We start from the raw sequence: 15,974 nt of genomic DNA on the forward strand, positions 1-15,974 counted from the left end.
TGGACCGATCACGCGCGGTCCGCCCTGCGGCATTTAGCCGGCAACCGCCTGGACACCATGGGCTTCGCACAGCTCAGCCCATCCTACGGGTGACGTCGGCTCGTAGGATGTGCTGAGGCACGAAGCGCATCACGGGGTTGTAGCGGGATGGCGCTCTTCCCATCCACCATCGATGCCTGGCTGGGCGCACAACGGTGGACCGATGAAGCGCGGCCCAGCCTGCGGCGTTTAGCCGGCAACCGCCTGGACACCATGGGCTTCGCACAGCTCAGCCCATCCTACGGGTGACGTCGGTTCGTAGGATGTGCTGAGGCACGAAGCGCATCACACCGGGGCAGCTCCCACCGAGCCTGCGCCCATGGCATTGCAGATGACTCCGCCCTATGCCCCGAGCTCCAGCCGGTCGAGGGCCTGGCGGCTGCGCTCGAACCAGTCCAGCAGGTAGTCCACCAGCACCTGGGTACGGCGGGGCAGGCCGCTCTGGTAGGGATGCACGAGGAACACCGGCGACTGCCGGGTGCGGTACCCACGCAGCAGCCACACCAGGCGGCCATCCGCCAGTTCGTCGTGCAGCATGTAGGACGGCAGCCGGGCGATGCCGGCGCCGGCCAGGGCGGCCTTCTTCAGCAGGCTGTAGTGGTTGCTGGCGAGGTTGCCCGCCACCTGCACCCGCTCCAGCTGGTGCTGGCGGTGGTAGAGCCACTCCTCGTAGCCGGCGTAGTGAGTGTTCAGCAGGCACTGATGACCGGCCAGCTCCGCCGGGGCGTGGGGCTCGCCGTGGCGGGCCAGGTAGGCCGGTGCGGCGCAGGTAATTTCCTCCAGGGAGAACAGCGGCCGGGCCACCAGCCGCTCGTCCTGGTGCGGGCCGCTGCGCACGCCCAGGTCGAAGCCCTCGGCAATCAGGTCGCGGTAGGCATTGCTCAGGTCCAGTTCCACCCGCACCGCCGGGTACTGGCGGGTGAAGTCCAGCAGTAGCGCATCGAAGAAGGTCTCCCCCAGGGAGACCGGCACGCTGATCCGCACCCGACCGGCCACCTCCTCCTGCAGGCGCTTCACCGCCTGCCGTGCCGCCTCCGCCTGGGCCACCAGAGCGCGGGCCTGGGGCAACAGCGCGGCGCCAGCCGCCGTCAGGTCCAGGCGCCGGGTGGTGCGGTGCAACAGCGTCGTGCCCAGCCCCTCCTCCAGATGACGGATGCGCTTGGACAACTGCCCCTTGCTGCACCCCAGCCGTTCGGCCGCGCGGGTAAAGCTGCCCGCTTCCAGCAAGACGGCGAACGCCGCCAGGTCGTCGAGCTCGCTCACGCGCCCCTCACTGTTTCCAAATGAAAACCCAAGGTTTCCGATTACCCTGCTTATCGGAAACAAAAGCGACTCTACACTGGATTCCGTCATCCCTCAGCCACAGGAATCCCTTCATGAAGATCCTTCTCATCGGCGCCAGCGGCACCATCGGCCAAGCCATCGACAACGAGCTCAAGGAGCGCCACGAGATCGTCCGCGTCGGCCACAGCAGCGGCGACTTCCTGGTGGACATCCGCGATGCCGCCTCGATCCGCCGCCTGTTCGAACAGACCGGGCGCTTCGACGCGCTGATCAGCGCCACCGGCAAGGTGCACTTCGGCGCCCTGGCGGAAATGGGCGAAGCGGAATTCGCCAAGGGCCTGGCGGACAAGCTGATGGGCCAGGTGAACCTGGTGCTGATCGGCCGCGAGTTCATCAACGACGGCGGCTCCTTCACCCTCACCTCCGGGGTGCTGAGCGACGACCCGATCCGCGCCGGCGCCTCGGCCAGCATGGTCAACGGCGCCATCGACAGCTTCGTGAAAAGCGCCGCCATCGAGCTACCCCGCGGCCTGCGCATCAACAGCGTCAGCCCCACGGTGATCGAAGAGGCCCTGCCGTCCTACGGCCCGTTCTTCCGCGGCTTCAAGGCCGTGCCGGCAGCCGTCGCAGCCCTGGCCTATGCCAAGAGCGCCGAAGGCGGCCAGACCGGCCAGGTGTACCGCGTCTGGTAAGCCGCTACACCTCGCCGCCGTAGCACACCGGGGAGCTGGACGGCCCTTCGCGGTCCAGCTCCTCCTCGAGGAACTCGGCCAGCACCCGGGCGTTGTTGGCCTGCTCGTCGCGGGCGGCGTAGAGCAGGGTCAGCGTCCCTTCCCGCGCCATCTGCAGCAGCCCCTGCCAGTGCTCCGGGTGCGCCGCCAGCTCGCCCCGGTAGCGCAGGCGGAATTCATCGAAGCGCTCGGGGTCGTGGCAGAAGTCGCGGCGCAACGCATCCGAAGGCGCCACCGCCTTCTGCCAGAGCGCCAGCCCCAGCGCCTCCTTGCGGCAACCGCGCGGCCACAGCCGGTCCACCAGCACCCGCTGGCCATCGCCTTCATCCCAGGGCTCATAAACCCGCTTGCACTGGATCATCCGTCCTCCTCGCCCTTGAGCTCGCCGAGGCACCCCGGTAACGTGGCCGCTTCCCAAGGAGGCCCCCATGCGCATCGTTCGTCCCCTGCTGTTCAGTCTGATCCCCCTGTTCGCCGGCTGCCAGGTGTTCACCGGCCCGGAGAAGGCGCCGCAACTCCCGCAGCAGCGGATGCAGGGCGAACTGGAGGCCAGCGATGGACGCCTGGTGTTCCGCCCCTGCCAGGAGCAGCGCCGCTTCGTGATTACCGACGTGGGGGCCACCGGCATCCTGCAGGAAGCCGCCACCCTCCTGGACGACGGGCCGGGCCCCCTGTTCGCCGACCTCGGCGGCCAGCTGGGTGCGAGCAAGGCCGGTGCCGATGGTCAGTTGGACGTGCGCCGCCTGTACCGCCTGCAGCGCGAAGGCCATGGCTGCGACGACCCGAACTTCCGCCGCCTGCTGCTGCGTGCCAGCGGCAACGAGCCGTCCTGGAACGTCAACGTCAGCAACGCCGGCCTGGTGCTGGAACAGCCGGAGCAGCCGCCGCTGGCCATTCCCTACATGGAAGAACAACTGCCCGACGGCCGCTTCAACCTCACCAGCGAAGCCAACGGCCGCCGGGTGGAGCTGTGGATCGCCCCGAAACGCTGCGTCGACAGCATGAGCGGCGCCGTCGAGCACCTCTCCGCCGAACTGCGCCTGGACGGCAAGACCCTGCGCGGCTGTGCCGCTTTCGGCGGCGCCCGCAACGACTGAACCGTTGTTTCCCTCCCCCGCCTCGGCCCGTTCCCAGGGCCGGAGCGGCCCCCGTTCGCCGATGACCTCCTAAGCTTGCAGGCAGGACACGCAAGAAGGAGAACGTCATGCTGCGCATCGCATTGAACGGGTATGGACGCATCGGCCGGGCCATTGTCCGCGCCGTGTTCGAACGGGGCCTCGACCAGCAGGTGCGGATCGAAGCCATCAACGACCTCGGCGATTTCGCCACCCTCGCCCACCTCACCCGCTTCGACTCCACCTTCGGCCGCTTCGCCGGCCCCCTCGAACTGCGCCAGGACCACCTGCACGTCGGCACCCAGGCGATCCGCCTGCTGGCCGAGCCGGAACCCGGCAACCTGCCCTGGGCGGACCTGGGGGTGGACCTGGTGCTGGAATGCTCGGGGCGGATGAAGAAGCGCGAACAGGTGGAACGGCACCTGGCCGCCGGGGCCTCCCATGTGCTGCTCTCCCACCCGCTGGACAGCGCCGACCTGACGGTGGTGTACGGGGTCAACCACGACCAGCTGGGCGACCAGCGCATCGTCTCCAACGCCTCCTGCACCACCAACTGCCTGGCGCCCCTGGCCAAGGTGCTGCATGCCGCCGTGGGCATCCGCAGCGGCCTGGTGACCACGGTGCACGCCTACACCAACGACCAGAACCTGCTGGACAAGACCCACGACGACCTCTACCGCGCGCGTGCCGCCGCCCTCTCGATGATTCCCACCAGCACCGGCGCGGCACGGGCCATCGGCCTGGTGCTGCCGGAGCTGGCCGGGCGCCTCGACGGCCTGGCGGTGAGGGTGCCGACCCCCAACGTCTCGCTGGTGGACCTGAGCTTCATCGCCGAGCGCCCCACCACCCGCGAGGCGGTCAACGCCGCGCTGCGCGAAGGCGCCTTCCGCCTGCCGGAGGGGGTGATGAGCTGCAACGAGCTGCCGCTGGTGTCGGTGGACTTCAACGGCTACCCGGTGTCCTGTGTCGCCGACCTGACCCAGACGCGGGTGCAGGACGAGCTGGTGAAGGTGCTCGCCTGGTACGACAACGAGTGGGCCTTCGCCCACCGCATGCTGGATGTGGCACTCGCCTGGCGAGGGGGGCGAGGCCCGGCACGCCGTTGAATGACGCACACGGCGCTGCGGCAGCGCCGTGAGCGTTTCAACAGCCTGTCAGAGCCCGGCCACCGCCAGCGAATCCGGCAGGGGTGCGCCCTGCTCGGCGCAGGCGGCGATCTGCGCGACCAGGGGTTCGAGGTCGAACCCCTGGCTCGCCAGCCAGGCCGGATCGTAGTAGGTGGTCGCGTAGCGCTCGCCGCCATCGCAGAGGATCGCCACCACCGAGCCCTGCTCGCCCTTGGCCGCCATGTCTGCGGCCACCCGCAAGGCGCCCACCAGGTTGGTCCCGCTGGAGCCACCGACCCGCCGCCCCAGGCGCTGCGCCAGATAGTGCATGGCCGCCAGGGACAACGCATCCGGCACCTTGGCCATCGCATCGATCACCTGGGGCAGGAAGGACGCCTCGACCCGAGGCCGGCCAATGCCCTCGATGCGCGAGCCGCAGCCCAGGGTCAGGTTGCGGTCGCCGCTCACGTAGGCATCGAAGAACACCGAGCGCTCGGCGTCGGCACACAGCACCCGGGTCGGGTGCTGGCGGTAGCGCACGTAGCGCCCGAGGGTGGCCAGGGTGCCGCCCGTGCCGGGGCTGGACACCAGCCAGCTCGGCTCCGGGTGCGGCTCGTGGCGCATCTGCTGGAAGATCGACTCGGCGATGTTGTTGTTCGCCCGCCAGTCGGTGGCGCGCTCGGCGTAGGTGAACTGGTCCATGAAGTGGCCGCCGCTCTCCCGCGCCAGTCGTTCGGACTCGGCATAGATCTGCGTCGGGTCGCTCACCAGGTGGCTGCGGCCGCCATAGAAGGCGATCTGGGCGATCTTCTCCGGGGAAGTGCTGGCCGGCATCACGGCGATGAACGGCAGCCCCAGCAGGCGCGCGAAGTAGGCCTCGGACACCGCCGTAGAGCCGCTGGAGGCCTCGATCACCGGCGCCCCCGGTTTCAGCCAGCCGTTGCACAGCGCATAGAGGAACAGCGAACGGGCCAGGCGGTGCTTGAGGCTGCCGGTGGGGTGGCTGGACTCGTCCTTGAAATACAGGTCGACACCCGGGAAGCCCGGCAGCGCGAGGGGGATCAGGTGGGTATCGGCGCTGCGCTGGAAGTCGGCCTCGATGAGGCGGATGGCGTCGCGGGTCCAACGGCGGAAATCAGCGGGCATGGTGTGTACTCAATCGAGGATGCCGGCCGGGGCCGGCGGGGCGCTGCGCCACTGGCTGAGGGCCACCCCGGCGAACACCAGGGCAGCGGCGCAGAACTGGGCAGGGCTGAGGCGTTCGTCCAGCAGCAGCATGGCGAAGATCAGGGTGAACACCGGGATCAGGTTGATGAAGCCGGTGGCCTGGCTGGCCGGCAGGCGCCCCACGCCGAAATTGTAGAGGCCATAGGCGCCGACGGTGACCACGATGCCGAGGTAGACCATCGACCCCAGCGCCAGCGGGCTGATGACGGCGGGCAAGGGCTCGCCCAGCAGCGCCACCGGCAGGAAGAACCCGGCCCCGATGAACGCCTGCAAGGCGGTCAGGTGGAAGGCCGAGTAGCGCGACGAAAGGTGCTTGAGCAACAGCGTGTAGCCGGTGGCGCAGAGCATCGCGAGGAATTCATAGAAATTGCCCAGCAGGGGCGCGCGGGCATGGGCATCCGACTCGCTGGCCAGGCTCAGCCACACTGCACCGAGCACCGCCAGCAGGAAGCCGGCCAGGGTGGTGCGGGTGATGCGCTCCTGGAGGAACAGGTAGGCCCCCACCGCCACCAGCAGCGGCAACAGCGCCGTGATCATCCCCGCCTGGGAGGCACTGGTGTGCTCCAGCGCCAGGGCTTCGAAGATGAAATACAGGCAGGGCTCGCAGGCGCCCAGGGCCAGGAAGTACTTCCAGTCGCCGGGCCGGGGTTCAGCCCTCCCCCGCCAGCGCCAGGCCAGCAGGAACACCAGGCTGCCGAGGGCCATGCGGGCGAAGATCACCCACATCGACGGCACCTCGCGGAAAGCGAACTTGAGGGCGATGAACGAGCTGCCCCACAGCGCCATAGCCAGCACCAGGCAGACCACTGCCACCCACCGAGCCTGCTGCGCCATGCCCCATCTCCGGAAAAATCGACAGTCTAGGGGGCGGCAGGCGCCCCCGACAGGCACAGCCGCCCGGCAAAACTGTTACTGCTGCCAGGGTTTGCCGCGGGTCCGCGACGTGAGCGGCAGCTGCTGCAGCACAGCGGCCTTGGCCAGCATGTAGGCACTGACCGGGGCGCTGATGAAGAGGAACAGGCTGATCAGCAGCTCGTGGAAGCTGAGCGTGCCGGACACCCAGGAGAAGTACACCAGCGACCCCATCACCAGGCTGCCCACACCCAGGGTGGTGGCCTTGGTCGGCCCGTGCAGGCGCATGAAGAAATCCGGCAGGCGATAGAGGCCGATGGCACCGATCAGCACGAACAGCGCCCCCAGCAGCAACAGCAGGGAAACCAGGATCTCGGCCCACAGGGGCAGGTCGGCGATGTTCATTCGATGATGTCTCCGCGCAGCATGTACTTGGCCACCGCTACCGTGCCGACGAACCCCAGCACGGCGATCAGCAGCGCCACCTCGAAATACAGGTTGGTGCCTTGCCAGATGCCCAGCAGGATCAGCATGGCGATGGCGTTGACGTAGAGGGTATCCAGCGCCAGCACCCGGTCGGGCAGGCAGGGTCCGCGCACCAGGCGGGCCAGGGTGAGCAGCATGGCCACTACCAGCAGCCCCAGGCAGACGGGAATCACGTACGCGAGCATGGGAACACCTCCTTGAGGGGCGCTTCGTAGCGCTGCTTGATCTCCGCCACCAGCGCGTCGGCATCGGGCACGTCCAGGGCGTGGACCAGCAGGATGCGGCGGTCGCCGCTGAGGTCGGCGGACACCGAGCCCGGGGTCAGGGACACCACGCACACCAGCAGGCTGATGGCCATTTCGTTGTCCAGGTCGATCGGCACCTCGACGAACCCCGGCTGCAGGCGCCGGATCGGGCCGAGGGTCTGGCGGGCCACCAGGAAGTTGGCCACCAGGATGTCCCACAGCACCAGCAGGATGAACCGGGCCAGGCGGGCCGGGCGCCAGGCGCGCGGATGCTCCAGCATCAGCGGGTTGCACAGCAGCGGGATGAGCACGGCCAGCGCGCCCCCCAGCAGCCATTGGCCGAAGGACAGGGAATCCACCAGCAGCAGCCAGGTGACCAGCAGCAGCAGGCTGGTGGCCGGATGGGGCAAGAGACGACGGATCATGCGCCCGCTCCTGGCAGGACGGCCTGCCGGTAGAGATCAACATCGTGCAGCTGGGTGGCCGTGGTCTCCAGGTAGCCCATCAGCGGGCCGGCCAGCACCACCAGCAGCACCGCCAGGCCCAGCAGCGCAAGGGTGACGGCCAGGCGCACGCCGTCGAGCCCCTCGCCGCCGGGCGCATCAGCCCCGGTGGTGCGCCAGAACAGGGTGCTGCCGGCCCGGCTCAGGGCCACCAGGCACAGCAGGCTGCCGCCCAGCAGCACGCCCCACAGCAAGGCCGTCGGCAGGCCCGGCGTCGCAGCCTTGAGCAGCAGCAGCTTGCCGATGAAGCCGGACAACGGCGGCAGGCCGGCCACCGAGATGGCCGCGAAGAAGAAGGCGCCGCCCAGCAGGGCCGGGTGCTCCAGCAGCGGCCCCTGCACCAGCGCGCCCCGGCGTTCGCCACGCTCGCGGCTGATGAGGTCGGCCAGCAGGAACAACCCGGCCGCCGCCCAGGTGCTGTGCACCAGGTAGTACAGCGCCGCGCCCAGGGAGGCCGGCGTGCCCAGGGCCACGGCCGCCAGCAGGGTGCCGGCGGAGAGCAGCACCAGGTAGGCCACCAGCGCCTGAAGGCTGGCAGCAGCCAGGGCGCCGAGTGCGGCCACCGCCATGGTCAGCAGCGCCAGCGGCCACAGCCAGTCGTTGCCCAGGTGGGCCAGCTCACCCGCCCCGGCACCGAACACCAGCAGGTAGACCCGCACGATGGAGTAGACGCCCACCTTGGTCATGATCGCGAACAGCGCCGCCACCGGCGCACTGGCCACGGTATAGGCACGCGGCAGCCAGAAGTGCAGCGGCAGCAACGCCGCCTTGAGGGCGAACACCACCAGCAGGAGCAGCCCGGCAGCCGCCAGCAACGGCGCATCGGCGGGTGCCACGGCGGCCACCTTCACCGACAGGTCGGCCATGTTGAGGGTGCCGGTGATGCCGTAGAACACGCCCAGGGCGATCAGGAAGAACGCCGAGCCCACCAGGTTCAGCACCACGTAGTGCAAACCGGCGCGGGTCCGTTCGGCACCGCCACCATGGAACAGCAGCGCATAGGAGGCGATCAGCATCACCTCGAAGAACACGAAGAGGTTGAACAGGTCGCCGGTGGTGAAGGCACCGTTCAGGCCCAGCAGCTGGAACTGCAGCAGCGCGTGGAAGCGCATGCCCCGGCGGTCGTCACCCCGGGCCGCATAGATCGCCACGGCGGTGCCGAGCACGGCGGTGACCAGCAGCATCAGCGCGCTGAGGCGGTCCAGCATCAGCACGATGCCGAACGGTGCCTGCCAGCCGCCCAGTGCGTACACCTGCAGGTCGCCTTCCGCCGCCTGCCGCATCAGCAACAGGGCCACGGGAATCAGCGCCAGGCAGGCAAGGATCGACAGGGTGCGCTTGATGCGCTCCAGCGAGGGCAGCATCAGCAGCGCCGCCCCGGCGAACAGGGGCAGGAGGATCGGCAGGATAAGCAGGTGGTTCATCGGCCCTCCCCGTCACGGCGGCCATCGACATGGTCGTTGCCCAGCTCGCCGACGCCCCGCAGGGCCAGGGCCACCACGAAGGCGGTCATGGCGAAGCCGATGACGATGGCGGTGAGCACAAGCGCCTGGGGCAGCGGGTCGGCCGGGGTGCCGCCCTGGCCGAGCACGGCGGCGTCGCCTGCCAGGCGCCCCATGGCGAAGAGGAACAGGTTGACCGCGTAGGACAACAGCGTCAGCCCGAGCACGACCGGGAAGGTGCGCGCCCGGAGCAGCAGGTACAGGCCGCTGGCGGTGAGCAGCCCTAGGGTGACGGCGAACAGGGCTTCCATCAGTGGACCTCCTCGGTCATGGGCGGGTGCAGGCTCAGCTTGCCGAGCCCGGAGAGGATCAGCATCACGGCGCCGACCACGGCGAGGTAGACGCCCAGGTCGAAGGCCAGTGCCGTGGCCAGTTCGAACTCACCCACCAGCGGCAGGTGGAAGTGGTCGAAGGCCGAGGTCAGGAACGGGGCGCCGAAGGCCCAGCTGCCCAGCCCGGTAAGGCCGGCCAGCAGTACGCCGCAGCCGGCCATGCGCTGGTAGCGCAGCGGCAGCCGCGACTCGACGTAGGTCGAACCGCTGGCGATGTACTGCAACACCAGGGCCACGGCAGTGATCAGGCCGGCGATGAAGCCGCCGCCCGGCAGGTTGTGCCCGCGCAGGAAGATGAAGGCCGACACCATCAGCGCCAAGGGCAGCAGCAGCCGCGACAGGGTTTCGAGGATCAGCGGGTGCTTGGCCCGTGCCCAGTTCCGGCCCTGGGGATCGCAGGTGGGGTTGCGCAGCAACAGCCCGGACAGCAGCGCATGCACGCCCACCGCAGCAATCGCCAGCACGGTGATCTCGCCCAGGGTGTCGAACCCGCGGAAGTCCACGAGGATGACGTTGACCACGTTGTGCCCGCCGCCGCCGGGGATGGCGTTGGCAATGAAGTAGTCGGCGATGGTGGTGTACGGGCGGGTCATCACCGCGTAGGTCAGCAGGCCCACCAGGGTGCCGCCGGCGCCGGCCAGGCCGAGGTCGCGGAGGATGCGCAGGCTGGAGCTTTCCGCCGGGGTACGCGAGGGCAGGTAGTACATGGCGAGGATCAGCAGCACCAGGGTCACCACCTCCACCGTCAGCTGGGTCAGTGCCAGGTCGGGCGCGGAGAAGCGGGCGAAGGCCAGGGCCACCAGCAGGCCGCCGACGCCCAGCACCAGCAGCGCCACCATGCGCTGGCGGTGCAGCAACGCCGTCAGCACACCGCTGGCGGCCAGCACCAGCATTCCCACCGCCGTCACGCCATCCAGCCCGGTGAGCGGCCGCGAGCCCGTCAGCGAGGTCAGCGGCGCCAGGGCCACGACCACCACGACGATGGCCGCCAGCAGCAGCACCGCCATGTAGCGCTGCAGGGAGCCGTTCTCCAGCGCGGCGATGAAGCGCGCAGCCACGCCGATCAGCCGCTGGACGGCTGCCTCGAAGATTTCCTTCGCGTCCGCGTCCGGCAGCCCTTCGTACCAGCGGAACAGCGGCTTGCGGCCGATGTAGATCAGCACGCCGCCGACCAGTGCCAGGGTGCTCATCAGCAGCGGCAGGTTGAGCCCGTGCCAGATCGCCAGGCTGTACTCCGGCAGCGTGCCACCCATGCTCACCGAGGATGCGGCCGCCAGCAGGGGCGCGACACTGAAGTTCGGCGCCATGCCCACCAGCAGGCACAGGGCGACGAGCACCTCCACCGGCACCTTCATGTAGCGCGGCGGCTCGTGGGGCGGGAACTTGGGCAACTGGCGCGGCTCGCCGTTGAAGAACACGTCGTGGACGAAACGCAGCGAGTAGGCCACCGAGAACACGCCCGCCAGGGTCGCCCCGGCCGGGATCAACCAGCTGAAGCTGCCCAGCAGGTCCTGGCCGAGGGTCTCGCTGAAGAACATCTCCTTGCTGAGGAAGCCGTTGAGCAACGGCACCCCGGCCATGGCCAGGGAGGCGACCATCGCCAGCACGGCGGTGTGCGGCAGGTAGCGCCACATGCCGTTGATCTGCCGCATGTCGCGGCTGCCGGTCTCGTGGTCGATGATGCCGGCCGCCATGAACAGCGACGCCTTGAAGGTGGCGTGGTTGATGATGTGGAACACCGCCGCGACGTTGGACAGCGGGGTATCCAGGCCGAACAGCAGGGTGATCAGGCCCAGGTGGCTGATGGTGGAATAGGCCAGCAGGCCCTTGAGGTCATGCTGGAACAGCGCCATCCCGGCGCCCAGCAGCAGGGTCGCCAGGCCGCTCAGCCCCACCAGGTAGAACCACAGGTCGGTGCCGGCCAGGGCCGGGTAGAGCCGCGCCAGGAGGAACACACCGGCCTTCACCATGGTCGCCGAGTGCAGGTAGGCGGACACCGGGGTCGGCGCGGCCATGGCGTGGGGCAGCCAGAAGTGGAAGGGGAACTGCGCCGACTTGGTCAGCGCCCCCAGCAGCACCAGGCACAGCATCACCGGATAGAGGCTGTGCTGGCGGATCAGCTCGCCCCGGGCCAGCACCTCGGTCAGCTCGAAGCTGCCGGCGATCTGCCCGAGCAGGAGGATGCCCGCCAGCAACGCCAGGCCGCCGCCACCGGTGACCGCCAGCGCCATGCGCGCGCCCTTGCGGGCGTCGGAGCGGTGCCCCCAGAAACCGATCAGCAGGAACGACGACAGGCTGGTGGCCTCCCAGAACACCAGCATCAGCAGCAGGTTCTCGGACAGCACCACGCCGAGCATGGCACCCATGAACAGCAGCAGGTAGGCGAAGAAGCGGCCACAGGGCTCGCGCTCGGAGAGGTAGTAGCGGGCGTAGAGGATCACCAGCAGGCCGATACCGAGGATCATCAGCGCGAAGAGGAAGCCCAGCCCATCCAGGCGCAGGCTGAAGTTCAGCCCCAGCTGCGGCAACCAGGGGATGGACAGTTTCAGGACCTCCCCACCCAGCACGGTGCCGGCCTGGGCGAGCAGCAGGCCAAGGCCGATGGCCGGCGCCACGGCGGCTGCCAGCGCGGCACGGGTGCGGCAATGGCGGCCGAACAGCAGCGGCAACAGGGTTCCCAGGAACGGCAGGGCGACGATCAGCGCCAGTAGCATCGAAATCCTCCTCTTTCGGCCTGCCAGCGCTGAGCACGGCAATGGCGATGCGGTGATCGATTATCCAGAACTATCGATCACCGCGCATGCATGAATTATTTCAAAACCTAGCAAGCCGGAACAGGCGACCCGCTCTACAGAGCCATGAATCGCCTGCCGGTTGGCTGGTGAGATGAAGCGTAGGGGACGAACCGGCGGAAAGCCCGCCGGTTGCGGGGGGATGGATCAGTGGGTCACGCGGCTGGTGCCATTGACGGTCATGATGCGAACACGTTCGCCGACACGGAAGATCTCGTTTTCCTGCACTTCCTGCACGTAGGCGCGCATGGAACCGTCATCCTCGCGCACGGTGATCTCCACGCCCTGGGTGCGGGTCAGGCCTTCTTCGGTCGCGGCGCCCAGCAGGCCACCGGCCACGGCGCCGATCACGGCGGCCACCACACTGCCACGGCCACCGCCGATGGCGCTGCCGCCGACACCGCCCACCACCGCACCGGCACCGGCGCCGATGGGGGTCTTGGTGCCCTCGATCTTCACCGGGCGCAGCGATTCGATGGTCCCCATGCGCACGGTCTGCACCTGGCGGGCCTCGGCGCGGGAGTAGGTGTCTCCGGTCAGGCTCGATTGACAGCCGCTCAGAACCATCGCCATCGAGGCGAACGAAGCGGCCAGCAGAACGGATTTACGCATGATTTTTCCTCCAGAGTGGATGCGCCTCCATTAGACTGCGCGGCACCTTCAACTGTCACTCGACGCTCGGCCAAAGTGCAGACTCGTTCAGTTTCCGTACAGCCACGGCCATCGGACAACGAAACGACGCCAGGGTGCCGAGCAGCAAGGTTAGTCCATGGATTACTTCATCATCGTCGTCACAACCGTCGCGGGCCTGTACTTCCACTGGTGGATCTACGTGCGCATCAAGCGCTGGGTGGACCGCGACCTGGCCCTGTCGATGGCGGGGGATGACCCGCAGCGCCGCGCCTACATGCTGGAGCAACTGGAGGCGGCGAAGGCTGCGGGGATCAAGCGCAAGGCGCTGCAGGCCTGGCTGGAGCAGGCGGCCAGCCGTTACCCGCAGCCGCCCCAGGCATCCTAGGCGTCCTAGGGCGCGAGGCGCTCGCGCTGCCAACGACCGTCTACCAGGCGGTAGTTGAGGCGGTCGTGCAGCCGGCTGGGGCGCCCCTGCCAGAACTCGACGCGCTCCGGCAGCAGCCGGTAGCCGCCCCAGTGCGGCGGGCAGGTGGGGGACTGGTTGAGGAAACGCCGCTCGGTGTCGGCCAGCAAGGCCTCCAGTTCGGCGCGATCGGCGATCACCCGGCTCTGCGGTGAGGCCCAGGCGCCGATGCGGCTGCCCAGCGGGCGGACCTGGAAGTAGGCGTCCGACTCCGCCGGAGTCACTCGCTCCACGCGCCCCTCTATGCGCACCTGGCGCTCCAGGCTGGGCCAGAAGAAGGTCATGGCCGCGAACGGCCGCGCCGCCAGTTGCTCGCCCTTGGCGCTGTCGTAGTTGCTGAAAAAGGTGAAGCCACGCTCATCCAGCCCCTTGAGCAGCAGCACCCGGCAATGGGGGCGCCCATCGGCGTCCACCGTGGCCAGGGTCATGGCGTTGGGTTCGACGGGCAATTGCTCGGTCTTCACCGCCTCGTCGAACCAGCGATGGAACAGCGCGAGCGGCTCCTGGGGGGCCTGCTCCTCGCTGAGTCCGTCGCGGGTGTAGTCGCGGCGCATATCGGCCAGGGTCTGGGTCATGGGGGCTCTCCGGAAAGGGAAAACGCTAGCCTATCCGAGGATTGCTCACTTGCCTTGATCTGCCGCAACCGCCTGCTGGGCGACCTTGGGCGGCTGGTTGTATCGCGCCAGCAGGGCCACCAGGGTGTCCTGCGGGGTGAGGACGATTTCCACACGGCGGTTCAGGGCACGGCCGTCCTTGCTGTCGTTGGCGGCACGCGGCATGTCGGAGCCCACACCCTTCAGCGACAGGCGGTCACGCTGCAGCCCGCTGAGGCGGAAGATGGCAGCCACGGCCTGGGCCCGCTCCTGGCTGAGCTGGCGGTTCTTGGCGTCGTCGCCGGACGGATCGGCATGACCGAGCACCAGCACGCCGGTCTTGGCATCGCCCTCCACCAGCTTGGCAACGCGGGACACTGGCCCGAGGGAAATCGGCAGCAGCATGCTCGGGCGGTCCGGGTTGAAGGAACCGTCCACCGGCGCGGTGACCACCAGCACGTTGTCGCGGCGCTCCACTTCCATGCGCGAGCCCTTCACCGCTTCACGCAGGCGCGGCTCGTACTGGTCCAGCCAGGCCTGGGTGGCCTGGGTGTCGATCTTGGCGACCTTGGCCGGCTCGGCCTTCTGCTCGCCCCCACCGAACGGCCACCACCAGTGGTGGGTGCCGCTGTTCTGCGCCTGGGCCTCCGCCGGCTGCTTGTCATGGCTGAAGGTGCTGCAACCAGCAACGGTCATGCAGAGGATCAAGGTGGAGTACTTGAACAGCTTCATGGAAAGGGCCCGTGACAGGAGAGGTGAAGAAAGCCGATGCGCCATCGCGTGATGGCGCATCAATCTCAGATTCAGGCTGAAATTCTGGACGCAACCCATTAATCCGAAAAGGGATATTCGTTCCAGCTGACGAGTGGCGCTACAGGCAGCTCGCCAGGGTGCGTGCCAGGTGCTGGGCGCGGGGGTCCATCAGCACATAGGGACCGAGGGTGTTGGTGACGAAGCCGAAGGCAACGTCGCGCTCCGGATCGGCAAAACCGATGGAACCGCCCGCGCCCGGATGGCCGAACGCCAGGCGCCCCATGCCGTAGGTGGCATTGGGCACATCGGGCTGCTCCAGCATGCAGCCCAGGCCGAAACGGGTCTGGGTCAGCAGGGTGCGGTCGTCACCCAGGCTGTGTTCGCGGGTCAGCTCGGCCAGCAGTGCCGAGTCCAGCAGGCTGCCATCCAGCAGGCCGGCATAGAAGCCGGACAGGCTGCGGGCATTGCCGTGGCCGTTGGCCGCCGGCTGTTGCATGCGCCGCCATTCGGGCTTGTTGGTGCTGGTCATGATCGACGGCGGATTGGTGAAGGCGCGGGTGCTGAGGGCGGTGGGCTCGCTCATCATGCACTTGAGCAGGCGCTGGGCCGCCGCATCCCCTAGGTTGCCCTTGCCCCGCGCGATGTGGGCGACACGGTGGAATTCGGCATCGTCCAGGCCGACGTGAAAGTCCAGCCCCAGGGGCCGGGCCACGCGGGCCACGATGGATTCACCCGGGCCACGGCCATCGGCACGGCGGATCAGTTCGCCCACCAGCCAGCCGTAGGTGATGGGCGCGTAGCCATGGCCCTCGCCCGGCGTCCACCAGGGCTGCTCGGCGGCCAGGGCGGTCGTCATGGCGTCCCAGTCGTAGAGCGCCTCGGCCGGCAACGGCTCGCGGATCGCCGGCAAGCCGGCACGATGGCTGAGCAGGTGGCGCAGGGTGATGCGCTCCTTGCCGGCGGCAGCGAACTCCGGCCACAGGCGGGCGACCGGTGCATCGAGGTCGAGCTTGCCCTCCCCCACCAATTGCAGGGCGGTGACGGCGGCATAGGTCTTGGTGCAGGAGAAGAGGTTCAGCAGGGTGTCGCTGTGCCAGGCCTGCTGGCCGTCCTTGTCGGCGGTGCCGGCCCACAGGTCGAGCACGGTCTCCCCGCCCACCTGCACGCACAGCGCGGCCCCGCGCTCCTGGGAGCCCTCGAACAGGGCGGCGAACTGGTCGCGCACCGCTTCGAAACGCAAGTCGAAGTAACCCTGGATCTGCACCATCACTCTCCTTCAAAAAAGACGACGGCGGCATTGTTGCGATGCCGCCGTCTG

General features: G+C 68.6%; 17 protein-coding genes and 1 pseudogene. 4 read left to right on the forward strand and 14 right to left on the reverse strand.

The features are described 5' to 3' along the window. Positions 1–381: 381 nt before the first annotated feature. Positions 382–1,302, reverse strand: a complete 921-nt coding sequence (locus FBY21_RS12750) for a LysR family transcriptional regulator (RefSeq protein ID WP_142011429.1) — start codon at positions 1,300–1,302, stop codon at positions 382–384. A 113-nt stretch (positions 1,303–1,415) separates the two neighbouring features. On the opposite strand from FBY21_RS12750, the gene FBY21_RS12755 reads away from it, so the two are divergent. After that, on the forward strand, positions 1,416–2,015 hold the full coding sequence (locus tag FBY21_RS12755; protein ID WP_142011432.1) for a short chain dehydrogenase: 600 nt from the start codon (positions 1,416–1,418) through the stop codon (positions 2,013–2,015). 4 nt (positions 2,016–2,019) lie between these two features. Here FBY21_RS12755 and FBY21_RS12760 read toward each other — a convergent pair whose 3' ends face one another. Further along, on the reverse strand, positions 2,020–2,415 hold the full coding sequence (locus FBY21_RS12760; RefSeq protein WP_142011434.1) for a DUF488 domain-containing protein: 396 nt from the start codon (positions 2,413–2,415) through the stop codon (positions 2,020–2,022). A gap of 67 nt (positions 2,416–2,482) precedes the next feature. Between FBY21_RS12760 and FBY21_RS12765 the strand changes: the two genes are divergently transcribed. Both FBY21_RS12765 and gap read left to right on the forward strand, forming a co-directional pair. Further along, on the forward strand, positions 2,483–3,151 hold the full coding sequence (locus FBY21_RS12765; protein ID WP_142011436.1) for a COG3650 family protein: 669 nt from the start codon (positions 2,483–2,485) through the stop codon (positions 3,149–3,151). A 107-nt stretch (positions 3,152–3,258) separates the two neighbouring features. Then, positions 3,259–4,275: a type I glyceraldehyde-3-phosphate dehydrogenase gene (gene gap, locus FBY21_RS12770; RefSeq protein ID WP_142011439.1), complete on the forward strand. Its 1,017-nt coding sequence runs from the start codon at positions 3,259–3,261 to the stop codon at positions 4,273–4,275. A gap of 48 nt (positions 4,276–4,323) precedes the next feature. On the opposite strand, the gene FBY21_RS12775 is transcribed toward gap, so the two are convergent. The 9 genes from FBY21_RS12775 to FBY21_RS12815 all read right to left on the reverse strand — a co-directional run bounded on the left by FBY21_RS12775 (position 4,324) and on the right by FBY21_RS12815 (position 12,826). Further along, positions 4,324–5,421, reverse strand: coding sequence for a PLP-dependent cysteine synthase family protein (locus tag FBY21_RS12775; RefSeq protein WP_142011442.1), 1,098 nt, complete (start codon positions 5,419–5,421; stop codon positions 4,324–4,326). A 9-nt stretch (positions 5,422–5,430) separates the two neighbouring features. Beyond that, the gene (locus FBY21_RS12780; protein WP_142011445.1) at positions 5,431–6,336 is read right to left on the reverse strand and encodes a DMT family transporter; all 906 of its coding nucleotides are present in this window, start codon (positions 6,334–6,336) and stop codon (positions 5,431–5,433) included. 75 nt (positions 6,337–6,411) lie between these two features. Beyond that, the gene (locus tag FBY21_RS12785) at positions 6,412–6,759 is read right to left on the reverse strand and encodes a Na+/H+ antiporter subunit G (RefSeq protein WP_082078339.1); all 348 of its coding nucleotides are present in this window, start codon (positions 6,757–6,759) and stop codon (positions 6,412–6,414) included. Next, positions 6,756–7,025 carry a K+/H+ antiporter subunit F gene (locus FBY21_RS12790; protein ID WP_044413378.1) on the reverse strand — a complete coding sequence of 90 codons (270 nt, stop codon included), beginning with the start codon at positions 7,023–7,025 and terminating at the stop codon, positions 6,756–6,758. Before FBY21_RS12790 ends, FBY21_RS12785 begins: the two co-directional genes overlap by 4 nt. Then, positions 7,010–7,510, reverse strand: a complete 501-nt coding sequence (locus FBY21_RS12795; RefSeq protein WP_044413375.1) for a Na+/H+ antiporter subunit E — start codon at positions 7,508–7,510, stop codon at positions 7,010–7,012. Before FBY21_RS12795 ends, FBY21_RS12790 begins: the two co-directional genes overlap by 16 nt. Then, positions 7,507–9,012, reverse strand: a complete 1,506-nt coding sequence (locus FBY21_RS12800; protein WP_142011447.1) for a monovalent cation/H+ antiporter subunit D — start codon at positions 9,010–9,012, stop codon at positions 7,507–7,509. Before FBY21_RS12800 ends, FBY21_RS12795 begins: the two co-directional genes overlap by 4 nt. Continuing rightward, positions 9,009–9,341, reverse strand: coding sequence for a Na+/H+ antiporter subunit C (locus tag FBY21_RS12805; RefSeq protein WP_044413370.1), 333 nt, complete (start codon positions 9,339–9,341; stop codon positions 9,009–9,011). Before FBY21_RS12805 ends, FBY21_RS12800 begins: the two co-directional genes overlap by 4 nt. Further along, positions 9,341–12,136 carry a monovalent cation/H+ antiporter subunit A gene (locus FBY21_RS12810; protein ID WP_142011449.1) on the reverse strand — a complete coding sequence of 932 codons (2,796 nt, stop codon included), beginning with the start codon at positions 12,134–12,136 and terminating at the stop codon, positions 9,341–9,343. The genes FBY21_RS12805 and FBY21_RS12810 overlap by 1 nt, the downstream gene beginning before the upstream one ends. A 225-nt stretch (positions 12,137–12,361) precedes the next feature. Continuing rightward, entirely contained in the window at positions 12,362–12,826 is a 465-nt protein-coding gene (locus FBY21_RS12815; protein ID WP_074969173.1) for a glycine zipper 2TM domain-containing protein, read from the reverse strand. A gap of 157 nt (positions 12,827–12,983) precedes the next feature. Between FBY21_RS12815 and FBY21_RS12820 the strand changes: the two genes are divergently transcribed. After that, on the forward strand, positions 12,984–13,232 hold the full coding sequence (locus FBY21_RS12820) for a hypothetical protein (protein ID WP_044413363.1): 249 nt from the start codon (positions 12,984–12,986) through the stop codon (positions 13,230–13,232). A gap of 5 nt (positions 13,233–13,237) precedes the next feature. On the opposite strand, the gene pdxH is transcribed toward FBY21_RS12820, so the two are convergent. From pdxH to FBY21_RS12835, 3 genes and pseudogenes are all read right to left on the reverse strand, one after another. Continuing rightward, on the reverse strand, positions 13,238–13,885 hold the full coding sequence (gene pdxH / locus FBY21_RS12825) for a pyridoxamine 5'-phosphate oxidase (RefSeq protein WP_044413361.1): 648 nt from the start codon (positions 13,883–13,885) through the stop codon (positions 13,238–13,240). 48 nt (positions 13,886–13,933) lie between these two features. Next, a pseudogene (locus FBY21_RS12830) lies at positions 13,934–14,635 on the reverse strand (OmpA family protein); the annotation flags it as partial. A gap of 139 nt (positions 14,636–14,774) precedes the next feature. Next, positions 14,775–15,920, reverse strand: a complete 1,146-nt coding sequence (locus FBY21_RS12835; protein ID WP_142016424.1) for a serine hydrolase domain-containing protein — start codon at positions 15,918–15,920, stop codon at positions 14,775–14,777. Positions 15,921–15,974: the final 54 nt, after the last annotated feature.

Source organism: Pseudomonas sp. SLBN-26 (assembly GCF_006715895.1).
GTDB lineage: Bacteria > Pseudomonadota > Gammaproteobacteria > Pseudomonadales > Pseudomonadaceae > Metapseudomonas > Metapseudomonas otitidis.

Bases quoted from the DNA above. Each gene is read 5' to 3' on its own strand.
- FBY21_RS12755 (WP_142011432.1), top strand. From the start codon at position 1,416: ATGAAGATCCTTCTCATCGGCGCCAGCGGCACCATCGGCCAAGCCATC.
- FBY21_RS12760 (WP_142011434.1), bottom strand. From the start codon at position 2,415: ATGATCCAGTGCAAGCGGGTTTATGAGCCCTGGGATGAAGGCGATGGC.
- FBY21_RS12765 (WP_142011436.1), top strand. From the start codon at position 2,483: ATGCGCATCGTTCGTCCCCTGCTGTTCAGTCTGATCCCCCTGTTCGCC.
- gap (WP_142011439.1), top strand. From the start codon at position 3,259: ATGCTGCGCATCGCATTGAACGGGTATGGACGCATCGGCCGGGCCATT.
- FBY21_RS12775 (WP_142011442.1), bottom strand. From the start codon at position 5,421: ATGCCCGCTGATTTCCGCCGTTGGACCCGCGACGCCATCCGCCTCATC.
- FBY21_RS12780 (WP_142011445.1), bottom strand. From the start codon at position 6,336: ATGGCGCAGCAGGCTCGGTGGGTGGCAGTGGTCTGCCTGGTGCTGGCT.
- FBY21_RS12785 (WP_082078339.1), bottom strand. From the start codon at position 6,759: ATGAACATCGCCGACCTGCCCCTGTGGGCCGAGATCCTGGTTTCCCTG.
- FBY21_RS12790 (WP_044413378.1), bottom strand. From the start codon at position 7,025: ATGCTCGCGTACGTGATTCCCGTCTGCCTGGGGCTGCTGGTAGTGGCC.
- FBY21_RS12795 (WP_044413375.1), bottom strand. From the start codon at position 7,510: ATGATCCGTCGTCTCTTGCCCCATCCGGCCACCAGCCTGCTGCTGCTG.
- FBY21_RS12800 (WP_142011447.1), bottom strand. From the start codon at position 9,012: ATGAACCACCTGCTTATCCTGCCGATCCTCCTGCCCCTGTTCGCCGGG.
- FBY21_RS12805 (WP_044413370.1), bottom strand. From the start codon at position 9,341: ATGGAAGCCCTGTTCGCCGTCACCCTAGGGCTGCTCACCGCCAGCGGC.
- FBY21_RS12810 (WP_142011449.1), bottom strand. From the start codon at position 12,136: ATGCTACTGGCGCTGATCGTCGCCCTGCCGTTCCTGGGAACCCTGTTG.
- FBY21_RS12815 (WP_074969173.1), bottom strand. From the start codon at position 12,826: ATGCGTAAATCCGTTCTGCTGGCCGCTTCGTTCGCCTCGATGGCGATG.
- FBY21_RS12820 (WP_044413363.1), top strand. From the start codon at position 12,984: ATGGATTACTTCATCATCGTCGTCACAACCGTCGCGGGCCTGTACTTC.
- pdxH (WP_044413361.1), bottom strand. From the start codon at position 13,885: ATGACCCAGACCCTGGCCGATATGCGCCGCGACTACACCCGCGACGGA.